The following is a 20,902-nucleotide window of genomic DNA, read 5'->3' as shown; positions in this document are numbered from 1 at the left end:
TCGCGGGACACCTGCGCTGAAAATGCCGGGCGGCGAATCCCATAATTGTTGCGCGAAACGGATGTAATCGCGCTTCCCCATTTCCTTGACCTACCGGTCGACCGGCCATTAGCATAGCCCCGCATATTTGCGAAGTTCGCATATAGAACTGTAGTTCTAATGGCGTAACTTTGTCTGGCACTGGAGACAAGGAAACTATGAGCAAGATCGCCGGGTTCTTCACCGAACTCATGCGCCGGTATTTGCCGGATCCCTTTGTATTTGCCATCGGCCTGACCTTGCTGACGATGGCGCTGGCGGTGACGGTGCAAGGGCAGGCAGCCCCGGCCGTGATCGTCAGCTGGGGCAAGGGGTTCTGGAACCTGCTGGCGTTCACCACGCAGATGGCGGTGATCCTGGCGATGGGCTATGTGCTGGCCACCGCGCCGTTCACTGACCGCATGCTCGACCGCATCGTCAGCGCGGTGCACTCGCCGCGCACCGCGGTGATCGTCGCCACGCTGGTGGGCGGCATCGGCAGCTACCTGAACTGGGGCTTCGGGCTGGTGATCGGCGGCATCATCGCCAGGAAGCTGGCGATGAAGGTCCGTGGCGTGCATTACCCGCTGATCATCGCGGCCGCGTACAGCGGCTTCACCCTATACGGGCTGGGCCTGTCGGCCAGCATCCCGGTGCTGATCTCCACCCCGGGCCACCCGATGGAAAAGCTGATGGGCGTGATCCCGCTGTCTGAAACCATCTTCTCCACGCCGATGCTGTTGACCAGCCTGGCGGTGATCGTCACGCTGCCGCTGCTCAATGCCTGGCTGCATCCGCGCAACCCGGCCGATGTGGTGGAGATCCGCCGCGACCAGGAACCCGCCAAGGCCGAGACCGGCTCGGCCCACAGCATGGGCGGCGAGAACACGCTGGCCGCGCGCCTGAACAACAGCCGCATCCTGAGCCTGGCCATCGGCCTGTGCGGCATGGCCTACGCGGTCATCTACTTCACGCAGGGCGGCTCGCTCGACCTGAACCTGATCAACTTCCTGATCTTGTTCGCGGGCGTGCTGCTGCTGGGCACGCCGGTCAATTACGTGGCCAAGCTGAACGAAGGCATCAAGACCATTTCCGGCATCATCCTGCAGTATCCGTTCTATGCAGGCATCATGGCGATCATGGCCGGCTCGGGGCTGGTGGATACGATCTCGCGCGTGTTCGTGGAGATCGCCACGCCGCAGACGCTGCCGTTCTGGGGGCTGCTCAGCTCGTTCGTGATCAACTTCTTCGCGCCCTCGGGCGGTGGCCACTGGATGATCCAGGGCCCGTTCATGGTCGATGCGGCCAAGGCCATCAACAGCTCGGTCAGCCAGACCTCGATGTCGGTGATGCTCGGCAATGCCTGGAACGACCTGGTGCAGCCGTTCTGGATATTGCCGGCGCTGGCGCTGTCCAAGCTGAACCTGAAGGACGTGATGGGCTACACCGTGATCATGATGTTCTGGGTGGGCCTGATCTACATTGCCGCGCTGCTGCTGTGGGGCGCGCAGATTGCCTGACTTTGACCCGCGGCCAGCGTGCCGCTGACAGGAGGACCGCCATGCCGTACCTGATCGAGACCGTCGACAAGCCCAATCACCAGCATGTGCGCCAGGCCACCCGCGCCAGCCACCTGGATTACCTGGAAGCCAACAAGGCGCTGCTGCTGGCCTGCGGCGCCAAGCTCAATGACGATGGCTCGGACGCCGGCGGCGGCATCTATATCGTCGATGTCGACACCCGCGACGCGGCAAAGCAATTCATCGACGCCGATCCGTTCACCGAGGCGGGCCTGTTTGCCGAGGTGCGCATCGTGCGCTGGCGCAAGGCCTATCTCGACGGCGTGCGCCATCTTTGACGAGGCGGCCCGCGCTGCCTCCATCCCACCGTACCCCCAGACAAGGAGACCCCATGTTGTTCATGGCCGAAATGACCGTCAAGATTCCCGCATCGCTCGATCCGCAGCTGGTCGAGCAGCTCAAGGCCGACGAGAAGGCCATGTCGCAGCGCCTGCAGCGCGAAGGCAAGTGGCGCCACCTGTGGCGCGTGGTCGGCCAGTACGCTAACGTCAGCATCTTCGATGTCGGCGACAACGACGAACTGCACACGCTGCTGACCACGCTGCCGCTGTACCCGTACATGGAGATCAAGGTCACGCCGCTGGCGCAACACGGTTCGGCCATCGCACCGAACTGAGCGCCTGCCACCCAGCCCACTGATCCTGAGCCAAACGCCATGCCATACGCCGACCTCGCCAACGTCCGACTGCATTACCGCCTCGATGGCGCCGAGCACCTGCCGGTGCTGGTGCTGTCCAATTCGCTGGGCACCAGCTTCAGCATGTGGGAGCCGCAGGTGGCGGCCTTCAGCCAGCACTTCCGCGTGCTGCGCTATGACACGCGCGGCCATGGCGAGTCGTCGGTGCCGGCGGGTCCGTACAGCATCGCGCAACTCGGTGGGGACGTGATCGCGCTGCTCGATCACCTTGGCATCGGCGAGGCCAGTTTCTGCGGCTTGTCGATGGGTGGCATCACTGGCATGTGGCTGGCCCTGAACCATGGCCCGCGCTTGCAAAAGCTGGTGCTGTGCAATACCGCTGCCTATATCGGCCCGCCGGAGAACTGGACCAACCGCGCCGCGGCGGTGGAGCGCGACGGCGTGGCATCGATCGCGGCCGCGGTGGTCGACAAATGGCTCACCCCGCCGTACGCGGCCGCGCATCCGGGGCTGGTGGCATCGCTGCGCGCCATGCTCGGCGCCAGCCCGGCCGCGGGCTATGCGGCCAACTGCCTGGCCGTGCGCGATGCCGACCTGCGCGCGGAAATCGTAAAGATCACCACGCCGACGCTGGTTATCGCCGGCTCGGGCGACCTGCCCACGCCGCCGCGCGATGGCGTGTTCCTGGCGCAGACGATCCCGGGCGCCCACTATGTCGAGCTGGAGGCCGCACATATCTCCAACCTGGAGCAGGCCGAGGCATTCAGCAAGGTGGTGCTGGATTTCCTGACGCGCTGAGGCCTGATAGAGGGAAAAGCTCCTGGCTGCGGCCATCCGTGCGGCTTTCATCATCCCTTATAGTGCCTTATGATTCACCCCTGACCGATGCCGCCGGCGTTCGGTGCGCTTGCCCTCGCTTCCCGACTTCATGGGAATTGACAGGTCACCGGCGTGCGGGACAAGATGCGCACGGAATAGATGCGCCTTCGGGAAGACATGCCGGCAGTCATAGCCGCAACGCCCGAAAAGCCGCAAAAACATTGGGAAAACGGGGTCATGAAGCCTTCCTTTCGTCAACTGGCGAGCGCGGTCACGCTCGCCGTCATGCTGTCCGGTTGTGTGTCAGCGCCGGATCACGGGGCCAGCCCGGTAGTCGCCGAGCAACCGCCGTCCGACCAGGCCATGAAGGCCTTGTCTGCCGAGGTCTTCACCTTCGCCTATCCGATGGTGCTGATGGACGTGACGCGCGAGCTGATGACGCTGCGCACGCCGGTCAATACCTTCAGCCACAAGCGCACCTTCCCGGACGCAAGCTTCACCGATGTGGTCAGCCCCAACGCCGACACGCTGTATTCGTCGGCCTGGCTCGACCTGTCCAGGGAGCCGGTTATCCTGTCGGTGCCCGATACGCAAGGGCGCTACTACCTGATGCCGCTGATGGATGCGTGGACCAATGTGTTCGCGTCGCCCGGCAAGCGCACGACCGGCACCCGCCGCGGCAATTTCGTCATCACCGGGCCTGACTGGCGCGGCACGCTGCCCAAGGGCATGCAGGAGATCCGCTCGCCCACGTCGATGGTCTGGCTGATCGGCCGCACGCAGACCAATGGCAAGCAGGACTTCCCGGCGGTGCACCGGCTGCAGGACCAGTACCGGCTGACGCCGCTGTCGGCCTGGGGTGGCGGGAGGCGCGTGGCCGAGAAGGCTGCGCCGCGGCCCACGGCCATCGACACCGAAAGCTCGCCCGTGGAGCAGGTGGCGGCAATGGATGCACAGGCCTTCTTCACGCGCTTTGCCGCCTTGCTGCCGGCCAATCCGCCGGCGCCCGCCGATGCCGCCATGGTCGACAAGCTCCGCCGCATGGGCATCACCCCCGGGGTGCCGTTCAAGACCACGGTGATGGAGCCCTCCACCGCGCGCGCGGTGCAGGAGGGCGCCACCGCGGCGCTGGCGGCCATCGTGCAGGGCGCGCGCAAGGGCAATGCCGATGCCGGCAACGGCTGGGTCATGCATCGCGACCTGGGCACCTATGGCACCAGCTACGGCCGCCGCGCGGTGACTGCCTGGGTGGGCCTGGGTGCCAATCTGCCCGAAGACGCGATCTACGCCTCCACCCGCACGGATGCCAACGGCAGGCCGCTGCAGGGCGGGGCAAGCTATGTGCTGCATTTCGACAAGGACCAGTTGCCGCCGGCACGCGCGTTCTGGTCGCTGACGCTGTACAACGACCGGCAGGCTTTCATTCCCAACCCGATCCAGCGCTACGCCGTGGGCAGCCGCGACCGCCTGCGCTACAACCGCGACGGCTCGCTCGATATCTATATCCAGCACGAGCGCCCGGCCGGCGCCAAGGCAGCGAACTGGCTGCCGGCGCCGCCCGATGGCCTGAACATGATGCTGCGCGCGTACTGGCCGGAGCAGGTGCTGCTGGACGGCAACTGGATGCCGCCGGCGGTGATGCGCGTGAACTGACGATCCCGCCATCAAGGACAAAGGCCGCATGCCCTCGCAGGCATGCGGCCTTTGTCCTTTTCCTGCCGGCGCAAGGCTCAGAAGTTGTAGCGCACCCCGGCGTAGATGGCCCGCCCGCTGCCTGGACAGAACACCGCGGTATTGGCGCCGCGCCGGCTCAGTGCGCGTGCGTAGCGCAGGCCGTGCACGCGCCGCTGGCGTGGGGCGCTGCCGCGGCGGTGGCGGCTGCAGGCTTGCTGACGCGCTTCCATGTCGTTGCGCCCCGCGCCGACAGCTGCGCGCGCAGCGCGCGGGCCGCGCTGACCATATTGGCCAGCGCTGCTTCGGTCTCTTCCCAGCCGCGCGTCTTCAGGCCGCAGTCCGGGTTGACCCACAGCCGCTGCGGCGGCACCACCTCGCAGGCGCGGTCCAGCAGCCGCTCCATGGCCTGCACCGACGGCACCCGTGGCGAGTGGATGTCGTAGACGCCCGGCCCGATCTCGTTCGGGTAGTCGAAGTCGCCGAAGCCTTCCAGCAGTTCCATTGCCGAGCGCGAGGTCTCGATGGTGATCACGTCCGCGTCCATGGCGGCGATGGCGGGCAGGATGTCGTTGAACTCGGCATAGCACATATGGGTGTGGATCTGGGTCTGGTCCTGCACGCCGCTGGCCGACAGCCGGAAGGCGGTGACGGCCCAGTCCAGGTAGGCATCCCAGTCGGCGCGGCGCAGCGGCAGGCCTTCGCGCAGCGCGGGTTCGTCGATCTGGATCACGCGAATGCCGGCCTGCTCCAGGTCGCACACTTCATCGCGGATGGCCAGGGCCAGCTGGCGCGCGGTGGTGGCACGCGGCTGGTCGTCACGCACGAAGGACCACTGCAGCATGGTGATGGGGCCGGTGAGCATGCCCTTCATCGGCCGCTCGGTCAGCGATTGCGCATAGCGGGCGGTATCGACCGTCATCGGCTCGGGCCTGTACACATCGCCGTAGATCACCGGCGGCTTGACGCAGCGCGAGCCATAGCTCTGCACCCAGCCGTTCTCGGTAAAGCCGTAGCCGCACAGCTGCTCGCCGAAGTACTCGACCATGTCGTTGCGCTCGGCTTCGCCGTGCACCAGCACGTCCAGCCCCAGTGCTTCCTGCTTGCGTACGGCAACGGCGATCTCGGCGCGGATGCGCTCCAGGTATTCGAGCGCGCCGATCTCGCCGCGCTTGAAGGCGGCGCGGGTCTGGCGGATGGCGGCGGTCTGCGGGAACGAGCCGATCGTGGTGGTCGGCAACAGCGGCAGCTGCAGCGCCTGGCGCTGGCGCTCGATGCGCTCGGCAAAGGGGCTGGCGCGGTTGGCCATGCCGGCGCTCACGGCTGCCAGCCGCTGCTGCACACGCGGGTTGACCACCCGGCGCGAGGCGCGGCGCGAGGCCTGCGCGGCGTCGGATGCTGCCAGCGCTTCGGCGACGGCGGCGTCGCCCTCGTTCAACGCGCGGGCCAGCACGGACAGTTCGTCGAGCTTTTCGGTGGCGAAGGCGAGCCACGACTTCAGCTCGGCATCGAGGCGCACTTCATGCGCGAGCGACACCGGCACATGCAGCAGCGAGCACGACGGTGCCAGCCACAGGCGCTCGCCCAGCGCGGCCTGCACCGGGCGCAGGGTGTCCAGCACCCGGCGCAAGTCGGTGCCCCAGATATTGCGGCCGTCGATCACGCCCAGCGACAGCACGGCGTGCGCGGGCAGCGCGGCCTGCCACGTTGCCAGCTGTTCCGGCGCCCGCACCAGGTCGATATGGAAGCCATCGACCGGCAGCGCAGCGGCGCGCTGCGCATGGTCGGCGGCGGTGTCGAAATAGGTGGCCAGCAGCAGCTTGGGGCCGGCTTCGCGCAAGGCAGCGTAGGCGGTGTCGAACGCGTCGAGCCAGGCCGGCTCCAGGTCCAGGCACAGCGCCGGCTCGTCGATCTGCACCCATTCGATGCCGCGCGCCTTGAGCTGGCCAAGGATGCGGCGATAGCGCTGCAGCAGTTGCGGCAGCAGCGTCAGGCGGTCAAAGCCCGCCACATGGCTCTTGGACAGCCACAGGTAGGTGACCGGCCCGATCAGCACCGGGCGGGCGCGCAGGCCAAGCGCAAGCGCCTCATCGGCTTCCTCGAAGAACCATGCCGGGCCGCCGTCGAACGTGGTCTCGGCGTCCAGTTCCGGGACCAGGTAGTGGTAGTTTGTGTCGAACCACTTGGTCATTTCCATGGCCGGCTGCTCGCGGTTGCCGCGCGCCAGCTCGAAGTACTGCGTCAGCGTGAGCTGGGCCGGATCGAAACCGAAGCGGCGCGGCAGCGCGCCCAGCAGCGCGGTCAGGCTCAGCATCTGGTCGTAATAGGCAAAGTCGCCGGTGGCGACGGTGTCCAGGCCGCGGTCGGCCTGCAGTTGCCAGTGGCGGCGGCGCAGTTGCGCGGCTACGTCGCGCAGCTCGGCTTCGGTGCGGTCGCCGCGCCAGAACGCTTCTTGTGCAAATTTCAGTTCGCGGCGTTCGCCGATGCGGGGAAAGCCGAGGATATGGGTGCGTGCCATGGATGTTGCTCCGGAAGATGTCTGGCGCACAGTGTCGGTTTGCCCGTAAAATGAATCAAGCGACAAGTTTTAAACAACGTATGAATCAGTTTCATATCAAGATGGGCGGGCGGCAGGTTGGGGGCACGACATGATCGAAGTCCGCCATTTGCGTTCGCTGGTGGCGATTGCCGAGTCCGGCAAGCTGGCCACCGCGGCCGAGCGCGTGCATGTCAGCCAGTCAGCGCTATCGCACCAGATCAAGGCGATCGAATCGCACTACGGGCTGCCGCTGTTCGACCGCACGCGCCAGGGGCTGCGCTTCACGCCGGCGGGCGAACGCCTGCTCGCGCTGGCGCGCGAGGTGATGGCCGCGGTCAGCGCGGCCGACCGCGATATCGAACGGCTCAAGGGCGACACCCGCGGCGAGCTGCGCGTGGTGCTGGAATGCCATACCTGCTTTGACTGGCTGATGCCGGTGATGGATGAGTTCCGCCGCCGCTGGCCGGAAGTGGAGGTGGACTTGGTGGCGGGCTTCCACGCCGACCCGATCGCGCTGCTCAGCGACGGCCGCGCCGACATGGTGATCGGCTCGCTGCCGGCGGCCCGGCGCGGGCTGGAGGTGGCGCCGCTGTTCCGCTTCGAGATCCTGGCGGTCATCGCCAATGAACACCGGCTGCGCAACAAGCGCCGCATCGAAGCCGGGGACCTGGCCGGCGAAACGCTGATTACTTATCCAGTGCCGGAGCAGCGCATCGACCTGATCCGCGAGGTGCTGGAGCCTGCCGGTATCCACCTGGAACGGCGCACGGCGGAACTGACGGTGGCGGTGCTGCAGCTGGTAGCCAGCCGCCGCGGCGTGGCGGCGCTGCCCAACTGGGGCGTGAAGAACTACGTTGACCACGACTACGTGCTGGCCAAGCGCATCGGCGCCAGAGGGTTGTGGAGCGAGCTCTACGCCACGGTGCCGGCGGCGATGGCGCGCCGGCCCTATGTGGCGGACTTTGTCTCGATCGTGCGCGATACGTGCGCGGCGCAGCTCGATGGGATCGAGCTGCTGCCGCAGGCTGCTTAGGCCCGGGTCACGCGGACAGGGCCAGGGCCGGCTCGCGGTCGGTGCGGCGCGTGGCGGCGCGCGGCGCAGCCTCTGCCATGGCGTCGCTGTCCGGGTCATCCACGTCGGCAATCAGCAGTTCCACGTCGAAACCATTGTCGAGGCGGCGCAGGAACAGCCACAGCAGGCCGGAATCCTCCGCCGTCAGGGTGGCATGCAGCACGGCCTGCGTGGCGGCGTCGAAGCTGAGTTGCGCCGGCGCCAGGCCGGTACGGCGCGCATTGGCCAGCACCCATTCCATGGCGCCGAACAGGTCGGCGGTATCGAGTCGCAGCGAGAGGCGTAGGGTGGGGAGGGTGGTGGCTGGCATGTGTCGTTTCCGGCAGGTCGTTCGATAGGGTAAATTTACCAGCCGTTGCCCGAAATTGGCTTCTCTATTTTCTCCGACATGGATCATATTGAAGAATAGGTATCCATGTATGGCAGAATTTGAGGATGTTTCTTTTCTTGTGAGCGATTGCGATGGCACAGCCTCCCAAACTCGACGACACCGACCGGCGCATCCTGCGTGAACTGCGGCGTGATGGCCGCCTGTCCAATGCGCGGCTGGCCGAGCAAGTCGGCCTGTCGGCCACGCCTTGCTGGAACCGCGTGCGCGCGCTGGAAGAAAGCGGGGTGATCGAAGGCTACGCCGCGCTGCTGAACCAGAAGGCGCTGGGCTTGCCCGATACCGTGCTGATCGAGGTCACGCTCGAGCGGCACGACGACGACATGCTGTACCGCTTCGGCAAGGCGCTGGCGGAATTGCCTGAGGTGATGGAGGCCCACTTGCTGACGGGCGAATATGACTACCTGATCAAGGTCGCCGTGGCGGGGACCCTGGGCTATGAGGAGTTCCTGCGGCACAAGCTCTACAAGCTGCCTGGCCTGCGCCACAGCCGCTCGACCTTTGTGCTGCGCACCCTCAAGCGCGAGCCTTCGGTCGAGCCCTGATCAGGCTGTCCGGAGCACCTCGGCCGTGGTATTGCGCAGTGCGCGCAAGGCTTCGTGGCATTGCTGCGGCGTGGTCGGGTGTACCAGCAGCGCCCAGCGGCCATGCTGCACGGCCTCACGCACCGGCGTAATCACCAGTTGATGGTCCGGCCGCGCGGTCATCAGCCCCGCCAGCAGCAAGCCGAACACCAAGCCCAGGAAGATGGCCGCCCCGGCGGCGAGGCCCGGGCTGTCCATGACGGCCTCGACCTCCTGCCGGTGCAGGATGCCGACAATGGCTAGCCCGATCACCACGCCCAGCGCACCCATCATCAGGTGCGAGCGCACCGCGGTGCGCGCGATGGCGTCGTCCTCGGGCTCCAGCTTGCGGCCGAAGTGCGCTTCGTATGGGTGCACTAGCCGCACCTGCCCGCGCTTGAGGTGGGCCTCATGGGAGACCCGTTCGGCGGCGTCGCTGGCTGCCGACCTGGTATCGAACAGTGCTGCGATCTTGGTACTGGCTTGCTCAGCGTTCAAGGGATTACCGGTCATGCCTGCTCCTGCTGGGGCCGAGGGCCGCCGTCAGGTGATGCACAATGCGCTTCGGATGCCTGGGACGGCTCTGGCGAATGTCCTGTAAACCGAGTCTACCGACCCGGCTGAAGCGGCTGCATAAGTGGATCGCGCGTACTGCTGTAGGACTTCGCCGACGGCCGCCCCGTCCCGCCACGGCGGGGAATCCGAGCGCGAAGGCGCAATTCCGCTCATAATGTCGGCGGTGCCGGGCCGCGCCCCCGCCTTTTGACCACGAATTCCGGTATGAATGACACAGAAATTGAGCTGATCGACTCGGCGCGCCTGCCGACGCGATTCGGCGACTTTACGGCGCACGCCTTCAAGGGCGCCGATTCAGGCATCGAACACCTGGCCCTCAGCGTGGGCGATGTGACGGGCGATGACGTCCTGATCCGCATGCATTCCGAATGCCTGACCGGCGACGTCTTCGGTTCCTGCCGGTGCGACTGCGGCCCGCAGCTCGAGCTCGCGATGGAAAAGATCGCCGCCGAAGGCCGCGGCATCCTGCTGTACCTGCGCGGGCATGAAGGCCGCGGCATTGGCCTGGCCGAGAAGATCCGCGCCTACCGCCTGCAGGACGGCGGGCTCGACACCGTCGACGCCAACCTGGCCCTGGGCCAGGAAATCGACGCGCGCAACTACGCCTTTGCCGCCGATCTGCTGCACCAGTGGGGCGTCAAGTCCGTGCGCCTGATGAGCAACAATCCGCTCAAGGCCGCCGCGCTCGAGAAAGCCGGCATCACGGTCTCGGAGCAGTTACGCCACATCGTGCCGTCCAACGCCGAGAACGAGAAGTACCTGGCCACCAAGCGCACGCGCATGGGGCACCTGCTTGACTGATCGCGGTTGAGTACTGAAGGCAGCCGCCGCGCTGCCTGCACAGGCCCGCTGCCAGGAATCCTGGGGCGGGCCTTTTCTTTTGCCAGGCGATAGCCCGTCGAACCGTATTTACCCTTGGTTAGTTGCTGATGGAAACTATTGCCCATAGAATCTATTGGCCGCCTGATCACCTGTTCCCATGTCCAACACTGCCAGCACCACCGATTCCATCCTGGAATTCATGTCGTTCCGCTTGAACCGCCTCTGTGAAATGACCAAGAGCTCTGCCTCCGGCTTTTACGAGCGCGAGTTCGGCATCGGCCTGCGGGAGTTGCGTGTGCTGCGTTTTGCCGGGCTGGAGCCGGGCCTGACGCTGACGCGCCTGATCGAACTGGTGCTGCTGGAGAAAACGGTGACTTCCAAGCTGGTCACCGCGCTGGCAAAGCGGGGCCTGCTGCGCCGTGAAGTCGGCGAGGCCGATGCCAGGCAGCTGAACCTCTACCTGACAGCGGCGGGCGAAGCACTGGTCGCGCAGACGTACCAGCGCGGCGACGTGCTGGAGAAGATGTTTCTCTCCGTGCTGACGGAAGCGGAAGTGCAGACGCTGGATCGCTGCATTGACAAGCTGACCGCGGCTTTGATCGAGCATCAGCAGGGCGCGGATGCGCAGGCGGGCTAGCCCTGCGGGCGGCAATCCCTCAATCAAAACAAAGCAAGGAGACAGCATGTCGTTGAAGACCCTTCCGGAATCCTCGCGCCCCTGGCGCCGCCTAGCATGCATGGCGCTGTGCGCGGCCAGCCTGCCGGCCTGGAGCCAGAGCGCCGGCAGCACCGCCGGGAGTGCGGCCGCCCCGGCAGCCGCGGCGCCGACGCTGGTCGCCGCGCTGGACAGCGACCCGAACCGCCTGGGCTGGATGCAGGGCTTCCCCCCGCCGCCGGACAAGCTGATCACGCATACGCCGGGCGCCGACAGGTTCCCGCGCAATCGCTGGCTGTTCTCGCATATCCGTGAACTGGTGCCGACCGCGTCCGTCTGGCGCGGCGCCGGCCCGGCCAGCGCGCTGCCGCGTGCGGAACGCGACATCGGCGCGGTGGCATTCACCGATGTCGATGGCACCCGCCGCACCTTCGACGAGATGCTGGCGCTGACCTACACCGACGGCATCCTGGTGATGCACAAGGGCAAGGTCATCTATGAGCGCTATTTCGGCGCGCTTGACGGGCACACGCCCCATATCGCCATGTCGGTCACGAAGTCATTCGTCGGCACGCTGGCCGCGATGCTTGCAGCGGACGGCAAGCTCGACCCAGCAGCACCGGTGACGCGCTACCTGCCCGAGCTGGCTGGCACGGCCTATGGTGACGCCACGGTGCGGCAGGTCATGGACATGACCATCGGCGTGCGCTACTCCGAGGACTATGCCAATCCAAAGGCAGAGGTGTGGGACTACGCGCGTGCGGGCGGCATGCTGGGCCGCCCGGCGGGCTACAGCGGCCCGGGGAGTTTCTATGACTTCCTGAAGACCCTGCAGAAGGAAGGCGACCACAATGCTGTGTTTGCGTACAAGACGGTCAATGCCGAGGTGCTCGCGTGGATCGTGCGCAGGGCCTCGGGCCAATCGCTGGCCAAGCTGCTCTCGGAGCGGATCTGGCAACCGATGGGTGCGGAGCAGGATGCGTACTTCACCGTGGACAGCATCGGCACGGAGTCGGGCGGCGGCGGGCTGAACACCACGCTGCGCGACCTCGCGCGCTTTGGCGAGACCATCCGCGGCAACGGGCGCTTCAATGGCAAGCAGATCATTCCGGCCTCGGTCGTGGCGGATATCCGCGGCGGCGGCGACCGGGACCAGTTTGCCAGGTCGGCCAGCGCGCCGGTGCTGCCGGGCTGGAGCTATCGCGACATGTGGTGGGTCTCGCACGACAGCCACGGCATGTTCCAGGCCGCCGGCATCCATGGCCAGCGCATCTATATCGACCCCAAGGCCGAGCTGACCATCGTGCGCTACGCGTCGCACCCCGTGGCCGGCAACGCGGCCAACAATCCGATCACGTTCCGCGCCTTCCGGGCGCTGGCGGAAACGCTGATGCGATAGGGTGATGGACCGGGCGGCGTGCCCAGCGTCGCCCCGGTAACACCGTTCTCTACTTTTCCGCAGCCGGCTGACCGGCCGCCGCCGCATTGCGCGGCGCCACTTCCGCCATGATCCGCTCGCCGTGGTCGCGCTGCGCGACCTTCAGGCCATAGTCCAGCTGCAAGTTCAACCACGACTGCGCATCGCCGCCAAAATAGCGCGCCAGGCGCAGGGCGGTGTCCGGCGTGATGCCACGTTGCTCGCGGACGATGTCGTTGATGCGCGCCGCGGTCACGCGCAGCGCGAGGGCCAGGGCGTTGGCGCTCATGTTGAGCGGTACCAGGAAATCCTCGCGCAGGATTTCGCCCGGGTGGATGGGACGCATGCCGTCCTTGAAGCGAACCATGTCAGTCTTCCTCAGTGATAGTCGATGATCTCAACGGCCGCCGGGCCGTCGTGGGTCCAGATGAAGCAGATTCGCCACTGTTCGTTGATGCGGATGCTGTAGCGGCCTTTGCGGTCGCCCGCCAGTAACTGCAGGCGATTGCCCGGCGGGGAGCGCGGGAACTCCAGCGTCGACGCACTCTGCAGCAGCCGCAGCTTGCGTTCGGCCACGGCGCGGATATTGCCGAAGCGTGGTACGCAGCGGCCCGCGAACAGTTCAGCGGTGTCGGAACATCTGAATGACTGGATCATATCGTATATCGGTAATCGATAAATAGCAATACAGCGAAAGTCAGGCATTGGCATGGGGCGAACGTCCATGAAAGCCGCTCGCCTCTCGCGCCGCACCGTCACTTGTCTGATTCCGGGCGACGTGATCGATACCAATTCTTTTCCAACCTGATAGACTGTATGGATGTACAGTGGTCTGGCCGCCTCCTGACCCCTCCTTAACGTCCTGATTCGAAAAGAGAAATCGTGTCGAGCAAGCAGCTAATCCGCATCCGCGGCGCCCGCCAGCACAACCTCAAGAATGTCGATCTCGACCTGCGACCCGGCGAGATGACCGTGGTGACCGGGCCGTCTGGCTCGGGCAAGTCCAGCCTGGTGTTCGACACGCTCTATGCCGAAGGCCAGCGCCGCTACGTCGAGACCTTCAGCGCCTACGCCCGCCAGTTCCTGGACCGGATGGACCGGCCCCAGGTGGAGCGCGTGGACGGGGTGCCGCCCGCCATCGCCATCGACCAGACCAACCCGGTGCGCAGCTCGCGTTCGACGGTGGGCACGATGACGGAGCTGAACGACCACCTGAAGCTGCTCTATGCGCGCGCGGCGGAGCTGTTCGACAAGCAGACCGCGCTGCCGGTGCGCCATGACTCGCCCGAAACCATCTACGCCGAGCTGCTGGCGCGCACGGCCGAGGGCCAGCCGCATCACGATGCGCGACTCGTGGTGACCTTTCCGGTCGAGCTGCCCGAGTCCGCCACCGACGAAGAGGTCCAGCAGTGGCTGTCCGTCAGCGGCTATACGCGCGTGCAGGCGCAGCGCGTGGTGCAGTCGCCCACCGGCGCACGCAAGCTGCTCGATGTGGTGGCGGACCGCTTCCGCATCGGCAATGCCGAGAAGGTGCGCGTGGTGGAGGCGATCGAAGCTTCGCTTAAGCGCGGCGGCGGCCGCGTCAACATCTATGTGCTGGCTGACGGCGACGAAGGCCCCGTATGGCGCTTCTCCACCGGTCTGCACAGCCCGGACAGCGACCTGCGCTATGCGGACCCGCAGCCGGCGCTGTTCTCGTTCAACTCCGCCTACGGCGCGTGCGAGACCTGCCGCGGCTTCGGCCGCGTGATCGGCGTCGATCTTGGCCTGGTGATCCCCGACGCGCGCAAGACGCTGCGCGGCGGTGCGATCAAGCCGATGCAGACCCCGGCGTGGAAGGAGTGCCAGGATGACCTGATGCGCTACGCGGCCAAGGCCGGCATCCCGCGCGACACCCCCTGGGCCGAGATGACCGAGGCCGAGCGCCACTGGGTCATCCATGGCTCGCCGGACTGGACCGGCCAGTGGAACAAGCACTGGTACGGCGTGATGCGGTTCTTCAACTACCTGGAGTCGAAGGCCTACAAGATGCACATCCGCGTGCTGCTGTCGAAGTACCGCAGCTACACGCCGTGCGAAACCTGCGGCGGCGCACGCCTGAAGACCGAGTCGCTGCTGTGGCGCCTGGGCTCGAAGGACAATGCCGACGCCGTGCTGGCGCCGCCGCGCCGCTTCCTGCCGCGCGGGGTGGACTGGGACCGCACCCAGCTGGAGGCGCTGCCCGGCCTGACCGTGCATGACCTGATGCTTCTGCCGATCGAGCGCATCCGCCGTTTCTTCGACGGACTGACGCTGCCCAGCGCGATGCTGGACGATGCCCTCAAGCTGCTGCTGGCCGAGGTGCGTACGCGCCTGAAATACCTGTGCGACGTGGGTTTGGGCTACCTGACGCTGGACCGCCAGAGCCGCACGCTGTCCGGCGGCGAGGTGCAGCGCATCAACCTGACCACGGCGCTGGGCACCTCGCTGGTCAACACCTTGTTCGTGCTGGACGAGCCCAGCATCGGCCTGCACCCGCGCGACCTGAACCGCATTGTCGAGGCCATGCACCGGCTGCGCGATGCGGGCAACACGCTGGTGGTGGTTGAGCATGATCCATCGGTGATGCTGGCTGCCGACCGACTGATCGACATGGGCCCGGGCCCCGGCGAGCGTGGCGGCAATATCATCTTCGACGGCACGCCGGCGGATATCCGCAATGCCGGCACGCTGACCGGCGAATACCTGGGCGGGCGCCGCCGCGTGGCCGATGCCTCGCACTGGCAGCGCCGGCCGGTGGATGCCAACCTGCCGCGCATCGTGCTGGAAGGCGCCACCGAGCACAACCTGCAGGATGTCACGGTCGAGATCCCGCTGCAGCGGCTGGTGTGCGTGACCGGCGTGTCGGGTTCGGGCAAGTCCACGCTGCTGCAGGACGTGCTGCATCCGGCCATGGCGCGGCACTTCGGCAAGGCCACCGAGTCGCCGGGCGCCTTCCGCCAGTTGACCGGCGCCGACCTAGTCGACGATGTGGTCTTTGTCGACCAGTCGCCGATCGGCAAGACCGCGCGTTCCAATCCGGCCAGCTACGTGGGCGCGTTCGACGAGATCCGCAAGATCTTCGCCAAGGCCCCGATGGCGCTGCAGCGCAGCTACACCGCGGGCACCTTCAGCTTCAACTCGGGCGACGGGCGTTGCCCGACCTGCGGCGGCTCGGGCTTCGAGCATGTCGAGATGCAGTTCCTGAGCGATGTCTACCTGCGCTGCCCGGACTGCGACGGCACCCGCTATCGCCCCGAAGTGCTGGAAGTGAAGATCGAGCGCGCCGCCCCCGGCCAGCCGCCGCGCTTGCTGAGCATTGCCGACGTGCTGGAGCTCACGGTCAGCGAAGCCGCCGCCTGCTTTGCCGTCGACCCCGCGGTGCTGCGCGTGCTGCAGCCCATTGTTGATGTCGGCCTGGAATACATGAAGCTGGGCCAGCCGGTGCCGACGCTGTCGGGGGGCGAGGCGCAGCGCCTGAAACTGGCCGGCTTCCTTGCCGAAGCGGCGCAGGCAACGCCGTCGCGGACCCGGCCCAGCGCCATCCCGCGCCGGCTGTTCATGTTCGACGAGCCGACCACGGGTTTGCACTTCGACGATATCGCCAAGTTGATGCGCGCCTTCGGCAAGCTGCTGGACAGCGGCCATTCGCTGATCGTGATCGAGCACAACCTGGACGTGATCCGCGCCGCTGACTGGCTGTTCGACCTTGGCCCCGAGGGCGGCGACGCCGGCGGGCGCGTGGTCTGCACCGGCACCCCGGAAGACGTGAAGCGCTGCGCCGAATCGCATACCGGCCAGGCGCTGATCCACTATGACGCGGCGCTCGGCGAAGCCGGCACGCTGGCAGCCGAGCGCGCCGAGATAGAAGGCGTGCCGCTGCAGGCCGCGCTGCAGGCACGGCGCGCGCGCCGCGCGGTGGAGGGCGAGGACGTGGTGCGCATCGTCAATGCGCACGAGCACAACCTGAAGGCGCTCAACGTCGATATCCCGCACGGCAAGTTCAACGTGGTCACCGGTGTGTCCGGATCGGGCAAGTCGACGCTGGCCTTCGACATCCTGTTCCACGAGGGCCAGCGCCGCTATCTGGAATCGCTCAATGCCTACGCCCGCTCCATCGTGCAGCCGGCGGGCCGGCCCGAGGTGGATGCGGTCTATGGCATCCCGCCCACGGTGGCGATCGAGCAGCGCCTGTCGCGCGGCGGCCGCAAGAGCACGGTGGCGACCACTTCCGAGGTCTGGCACTTCCTGCGCCTGCTGTACGTCAAGCTGGGCATCCAGCATTGCGTGCATGACGGCGCGCCGGTGACATCGCAGAGCCCGGAGTCCATCGCCGCTCAGCTGCTGCGCGACCATCGCGGCCAGCACGTGGGGCTGCTGGCGCCGCTGGTGGTCAACCGCAAGGGCGTCTATACCGACCTGGCCAAGTGGGCCAAGGCGCGCGGCAATACGCACCTGCGTGTCGATGGCGAATTCCTGCCGGTCGACCCGTGGCCGCGGCTGGACCGCTTTCGCGAGCACACTATCGAGTTGCCGGTAGGCGACTTGGTGGTGTCGGCCGAGAACGAGGCCGAGCTGCGCGCGCTGCTGGCGCAAACGCTTGAGGCCGGCAAGGGCGTGATGCACCTGCTGGCGCCGCTGGACGGCCTGCACGACGCCATGCACAACGGCGGCACCGCGCACGTGGGCGAGGTCAAGGTGTTCTCGACCAAGCGCGCCTGCCCGGTGTGCGGCACCAGCTACCCTGAGCTGGACCCGCGCATGTTCTCGTACAACAGCAAGCACGGCTGGTGCACCACCTGCGTGGGCACCGGGCTGGCACTGACGCGCGAGCAGCGCGCGGCGTTCGACGATACCGTGCTGGCGGACGACAACCGCGGCCGCGAGCAGAGCCTGCCGTCGGAAGAGCAGGAACCCGAAGGCGTGGTCGACACGCCGTGCCCGGACTGCCACGGCACGCGCCTGAACCTGGTCGCGCGCGCGGTGACCTTTGACGAGAACGCCATCGTCGACGTGGCGCAGTGGACCGTGTCCGATACCCGCCGCTGGGTCGATGGCCTGCATCTCACGGGGCGCGATGCCGAGATCGCCCGCGATGTCATCAGCGAGATCGGCAGCCGCCTGCAGTTCCTGGAGGAAGTGGGGCTGGGCTATCTCAGCCTGGACCGCGCCGCGCCAAGCCTGTCTGGCGGCGAGGCCCAGCGCATCCGCCTGGCCGCGCAGCTGGGCAGCAACCTGCAGGGCGTCTGCTACGTGCTGGACGAGCCCACCATCGGCCTGCATCCGCGCGACAACCAGATCCTGCTGGACGCGCTGCGCAAGCTGGGCGACAAGGGCAATACGCTGGTGGTGGTCGAGCATGATGAAGACACCATCCGCCGTGCCGACCACATCATCGATATCGGCCCCGGTGCGGGCAAGCGCGGCGGCACGCTGGTGGCACAGGGCGGCGTGGCCGACCTGTCGGCGTCGCCGGACTCAACCACCGGACAGTTCCTGGCGCACCCCATCATCCATCCGCTGCAGGCAAGGCGCAGGGTGAAGCCCGGCGCCGCCGGCAAGCCCGCCGATCCGCCGGAATGGCTGACCGTGCATGGCGCATCGCTGCATAACCTGCGCAAGGTGACGGCGCGCATTCCGCTGTCGCGGCTGGTGGCCATCACCGGCGTGTCCGGATCGGGCAAGTCCACGCTGGCGCGCGATGTGCTGATGACCAACCTGCTCGATGCGGTGGGCCGTTCGGTGCTGTCGTCGCCGGCGACCCGGCGCGCGCGCAACGTTGCGAAAGACGAGTCCAAGGCAGCGAAGTCAAGCGCCAGGAAGCCGCTCAACGTCGAGCACAACTGGCATGGCTGCGACGCCGTCACCGGCTGGGAATCGATCGACCGCGTGCTGGAAGTGGACCAGACCCCGATCGGCAAGACGCCGCGCTCATGCCCGGCCACCTATATCGGGGTGTGGGACACCATTCGCCGGCTCTTTGCCGATACGCTGGAAGCGCGCGCACGCGGCTACACGGCGTCGCGCTTCTCGTTCAACACCGGCGACGGGCGCTGCCCGGCGTGCGAAGGGCAGGGCGTGCGCACCATCGGCATGAGCTTCCTGCCGGACGTGAAGGTGGCGTGCGATGTCTGCCACGGCCAGCGCTTCAACCCCGAGACCCTGGCGGTCACCTGGCGCGGCAAGAATATCGGCGACGTGCTGACGATGGAGATCGACGAGGCGGTGGAGTTCTTCTCGGCCATGTCGAACATCGCGCATCCGCTGCAACTGATGAAGGACGTGGGCCTGGGCTACCTGACGCTGGGCCAGCCGTCGCCTACGCTGTCCGGCGGCGAGGCGCAGCGCATTAAGCTGGTGACTGAACTGAGCAAGGTGCGCGACGACATCACGCGCCGCGGCCAGAAGGCGCCGCATACGCTGTACGTGCTGGACGAGCCCACCGTGGGCCTGCATATGGCCGACGTGGCGCGCCTGATCCGCGTGCTGCACCGGCTCACGGACGGCGGGCACAGCGTGGTGGTGATCGAGCATGACCTCGACGTGATTGCCGAGGCCGACTGGATCATCGATCTTGGGCCCGAAGGCGGTGCGGGCGGCGGCACCATTGTCGGCGCGGCCGATCCGGAGGCCTTGTCGCGCACCGCGGCCAGCCATACCGGCGCGGCGCTGGTGCCGGTGCTGGCGCGGGGCAATGCCGAAGCAGGCAAGGTGGGCATCGCGTAAGGGGTTTGCGCAGGGTTGGCACAGCGAAGGGCGTACGGGCACGCCTTTCGCTTGATCATGGCTACTGGCGCGCACATCGCGTGCAACGGAGGTAACCATGAAGCATATCCGCCCCTTCCGACTCCTTGCAGCCGTGGCCCTGGCCGCTGCCGCAATTCCCGCCATGGCGCAGGCGCCGGGCACGCCGCGCGGCACCTATGACCCGTATTCTCAAGGCGCGCGCAGCACTGACAAGTTCGACCCGTATTCCCAGGGCGCCAACGCGCCCACCCGGACCGACCTGGCGCCCGCGCCAGAGGCCCAGCCTTCGACCATGCCGGCGCAGCCTGGCGTGCCTGACACGACCATGCAGCGCGCCCCGGATCCGTACATGGGCGGCCCACGTTGGGAAAGCCCCGACCTCGGCCGCCGCGTCGGCAAGCCGAACCCGTTCCTGGATGGCAGCTGAGCCTGGCGGCCAGCGCTGCCGGCCATGCGAATGCAACCGGACTTACCGTCTCTTGTAAATCCTGCCCAGGCGCGTGACCCCGGCGACACGCTTGCGGTCGCCGGCGCGCGGGCAGCGCTGCACTGCGCGCGGCCGGCGGACGCGGCCGGCATTGCCAGCATGATGGTGGCCAGCTACAACATCCACCGCGCCGTGGGCACCGACCGCCGCTATCGGCCGGACCGCGTCGCAGCGGTGCTGGAAGAACTGGACGCCGATATCGTCGCGCTGCAGGAGGTGGAATCCGGCAGCAGCAACGACCATACCCTGGAATACCTGGCCGGCCATACCGGCATGCACGTGGTCTCGGGTTTTACGCGCGTGCGCGGCAATGCCGATTATGGCAATGCGCTGCTGGCGCGCTTTGCGCCGCAGGCGGTGAACCAGATCGACCTGACGGTGAAGGGCTGCGAGCCGCGCGGTGCCATCGATGTCACGCTGGCGTGCACGGCGTCAGGCCGGGAGAGCGCGCTGCGCGTGATTGCCACCCACCTGGGCCTGCGCCCCGGCGAGCGCCGGCGCCAGGTGCAGCAGTTACTCAACTATGTGGCCGCGGCGCCGCCGTTGCCGACCATCCTGCTCGGTGACGTCAATGAGTGGTTCCTGTGGGGCCGGCCGTTGCGCTGGCTGCATGCGTATTTCGAGCACACTCCGCACACCGCCACCTTCCCGTCGCGCTGGCCGGTGTTTGCGCTCGATCGCATCTGGGTGTCGCCGCGCGCGCACCTGGTGTCGGTGGCCAGCCACCGTTCGCCGCTGGCGCGCGTGGCCTCCGACCATCTGCCGTTGCTGGCTCGTTTTGAGGTGCCCACAGCGCCGACATAACGGCGGCTTCGATGAGCGTCCTGAAACAAAGACGGCGGTCCCGGGCGCACCGGGGCCGGCCGTTCGTCTTGCCGCCCTGATACGCCCTT

Annotated in this window: 18 protein-coding genes; 13 read left to right on the top strand and 5 right to left on the bottom strand. The window is 67.0% G+C overall.

The window, feature by feature from the left end; translation table 11 throughout:
* Window positions 1–197 precede the first annotated feature (197 nt).
* The 5 genes from CNE_RS25790 (at window position 198) to CNE_RS25770 (ending at window position 4,707) form a co-directional block, all read left to right on the top strand.
* On the top strand, window positions 198–1,538 hold the full coding sequence (locus CNE_RS25790; protein WP_013953233.1) for a short-chain fatty acid transporter: 1,341 nt from the start codon (window positions 198–200) through the stop codon (window positions 1,536–1,538).
* 41 nt (window positions 1,539–1,579) lie between these two features.
* Window positions 1,580–1,876, top strand: coding sequence for a YciI family protein (locus CNE_RS25785; protein ID WP_013953232.1), 297 nt, complete (start codon window positions 1,580–1,582; stop codon window positions 1,874–1,876).
* Window positions 1,877–1,929: 53 nt separating this feature from the next.
* Window positions 1,930–2,214: a muconolactone Delta-isomerase gene (gene catC / locus CNE_RS25780; protein WP_013953231.1), complete on the top strand. Its 285-nt coding sequence runs from the start codon at window positions 1,930–1,932 to the stop codon at window positions 2,212–2,214.
* A gap of 39 nt (window positions 2,215–2,253) precedes the next feature.
* The gene (pcaD, locus tag CNE_RS25775) at window positions 2,254–3,033 is read left to right on the top strand and encodes a 3-oxoadipate enol-lactonase (protein WP_013953230.1); all 780 of its coding nucleotides are present in this window, start codon (window positions 2,254–2,256) and stop codon (window positions 3,031–3,033) included.
* Between the two features lie 258 nt (window positions 3,034–3,291).
* Window positions 3,292–4,707 (top strand): DUF1254 domain-containing protein, encoded by a 1,416-nt coding sequence (locus tag CNE_RS25770; protein ID WP_041228661.1) that lies wholly within the window; start codon window positions 3,292–3,294, stop codon window positions 4,705–4,707.
* A gap of 157 nt (window positions 4,708–4,864) precedes the next feature.
* On the opposite strand, the gene metE is transcribed toward CNE_RS25770, so the two are convergent.
* Entirely contained in the window at window positions 4,865–7,243 is a 2,379-nt protein-coding gene (gene metE, locus CNE_RS25765) for a 5-methyltetrahydropteroyltriglutamate--homocysteine S-methyltransferase (RefSeq protein ID WP_013953228.1), read from the bottom strand.
* A 130-nt stretch (window positions 7,244–7,373) separates the two neighbouring features.
* Here metE and CNE_RS25760 point away from each other — a divergent pair, with 130 nt between their 5' ends.
* Window positions 7,374–8,297 (top strand): LysR family transcriptional regulator, encoded by a 924-nt coding sequence (locus CNE_RS25760; RefSeq protein ID WP_013953227.1) that lies wholly within the window; start codon window positions 7,374–7,376, stop codon window positions 8,295–8,297.
* 7 nt (window positions 8,298–8,304) lie between these two features.
* Here CNE_RS25760 and CNE_RS25755 read toward each other — a convergent pair whose 3' ends face one another.
* The gene (locus tag CNE_RS25755) at window positions 8,305–8,646 is read right to left on the bottom strand and encodes a hypothetical protein (RefSeq protein WP_041228660.1); all 342 of its coding nucleotides are present in this window, start codon (window positions 8,644–8,646) and stop codon (window positions 8,305–8,307) included.
* Between the two features lie 152 nt (window positions 8,647–8,798).
* Here CNE_RS25755 and CNE_RS25750 point away from each other — a divergent pair, with 152 nt between their 5' ends.
* Window positions 8,799–9,269, top strand: coding sequence for an Lrp/AsnC family transcriptional regulator (locus CNE_RS25750; RefSeq protein ID WP_010814564.1), 471 nt, complete (start codon window positions 8,799–8,801; stop codon window positions 9,267–9,269).
* On the opposite strand, the gene CNE_RS25745 is transcribed toward CNE_RS25750, so the two are convergent.
* Window positions 9,270–9,800 (bottom strand): hypothetical protein, encoded by a 531-nt coding sequence (locus tag CNE_RS25745; protein ID WP_013953225.1) that lies wholly within the window; start codon window positions 9,798–9,800, stop codon window positions 9,270–9,272.
* A 267-nt stretch (window positions 9,801–10,067) separates the two neighbouring features.
* Between CNE_RS25745 and ribA the strand changes: the two genes are divergently transcribed.
* The 3 genes from ribA to CNE_RS25730 all read left to right on the top strand — a co-directional run bounded on the left by ribA (window position 10,068) and on the right by CNE_RS25730 (window position 12,739).
* Window positions 10,068–10,664, top strand: a complete 597-nt coding sequence (gene ribA, locus CNE_RS25740; RefSeq protein WP_013953224.1) for a GTP cyclohydrolase II — start codon at window positions 10,068–10,070, stop codon at window positions 10,662–10,664.
* A 178-nt stretch (window positions 10,665–10,842) separates the two neighbouring features.
* Complete coding sequence (locus tag CNE_RS25735; RefSeq protein WP_013953223.1) at window positions 10,843–11,322, top strand: MarR family winged helix-turn-helix transcriptional regulator; 480 nt, start codon at window positions 10,843–10,845, stop codon at window positions 11,320–11,322.
* A gap of 46 nt (window positions 11,323–11,368) precedes the next feature.
* Window positions 11,369–12,739: a serine hydrolase domain-containing protein gene (locus CNE_RS25730; protein WP_013953222.1), complete on the top strand. Its 1,371-nt coding sequence runs from the start codon at window positions 11,369–11,371 to the stop codon at window positions 12,737–12,739.
* 49 nt (window positions 12,740–12,788) lie between these two features.
* On the opposite strand, the gene CNE_RS25725 is transcribed toward CNE_RS25730, so the two are convergent.
* Window positions 12,789–13,124 carry a HigA family addiction module antitoxin gene (locus CNE_RS25725; protein WP_013953221.1) on the bottom strand — a complete coding sequence of 112 codons (336 nt, stop codon included), beginning with the start codon at window positions 13,122–13,124 and terminating at the stop codon, window positions 12,789–12,791.
* 11 nt (window positions 13,125–13,135) lie between these two features.
* Window positions 13,136–13,414, bottom strand: a complete 279-nt coding sequence (locus CNE_RS25720; RefSeq protein ID WP_041228659.1) for a type II toxin-antitoxin system RelE/ParE family toxin — start codon at window positions 13,412–13,414, stop codon at window positions 13,136–13,138.
* Between the two features lie 225 nt (window positions 13,415–13,639).
* Between CNE_RS25720 and uvrA the strand changes: the two genes are divergently transcribed.
* The 3 genes from uvrA (at window position 13,640) to CNE_RS25705 (ending at window position 20,813) form a co-directional block, all read left to right on the top strand.
* Complete coding sequence (gene uvrA / locus CNE_RS25715; RefSeq protein WP_013953219.1) at window positions 13,640–19,501, top strand: excinuclease ABC subunit UvrA; 5,862 nt, start codon at window positions 13,640–13,642, stop codon at window positions 19,499–19,501.
* Window positions 19,502–19,598: 97 nt separating this feature from the next.
* A complete protein-coding gene (locus CNE_RS25710; RefSeq protein ID WP_013953218.1) occupies window positions 19,599–19,949 on the top strand; it encodes a hypothetical protein in 351 nt (116 codons plus the stop codon).
* A 24-nt stretch (window positions 19,950–19,973) separates the two neighbouring features.
* The gene (locus CNE_RS25705; protein ID WP_013953217.1) at window positions 19,974–20,813 is read left to right on the top strand and encodes an endonuclease/exonuclease/phosphatase family protein; all 840 of its coding nucleotides are present in this window, start codon (window positions 19,974–19,976) and stop codon (window positions 20,811–20,813) included.
* The last annotated feature ends 89 nt before the right edge of the window (window positions 20,814–20,902 follow it).

This window comes from Cupriavidus necator N-1, assembly GCF_000219215.1.
GTDB lineage: Bacteria > Pseudomonadota > Gammaproteobacteria > Burkholderiales > Burkholderiaceae > Cupriavidus > Cupriavidus necator.
Note: the sequence above shows the minus strand (reverse complement) of the source record. Positions and strands in the feature narration are given on the sequence as shown.